Origin of the sequence: Bacillus sp. SIMBA_008 (assembly GCF_046535495.1) — a bacterium.
Lineage (GTDB): Bacteria > Bacillota > Bacilli > Bacillales > Bacillaceae > Bacillus > Bacillus subtilis.
Genome location: NZ_JAWRWL010000289.1, coordinates 1 through 285 on the forward strand (window position 1 = coordinate 1; position 285 = coordinate 285).

The 285-nt window shown below is 69.1% G+C and carries 1 protein-coding gene; it reads left to right on the forward strand.

Annotation, left to right across the window (positions count from 1 at the left end; all coding sequences use genetic code 11):
- A partial coding sequence (locus tag SB658_RS23250; protein WP_410602636.1) for a hypothetical protein occupies positions 1–285 on the forward strand: 285 nt, incomplete at both ends.

Below are 285 nucleotides of genomic sequence, written 5' to 3' on the forward strand. Positions count from 1 at the left end.
GCCCTGCTGCTCGGGCGGGCGAAGGACAACAACGCATCGGCATCCGTCGGTCCCTTCATCCGGCTGTTCGACGACCGCTTCGGGCTCGACGACGTGCGCTCCGAGACCGTCACCCTCTCGGTCGACGGCGACGACGGCGTCCGCATGGAGGCGTCGTCGCACATGGCGCAGATCAGCCGCGACCCCGCCGATCTCGCGCGGCAGGCCAGTGGCGCGCATCACGCCTACCCCGATGGCTTCGTGCTGTACTTGGGAACGATGTTCGCCCCGACAGACGACCGCGAC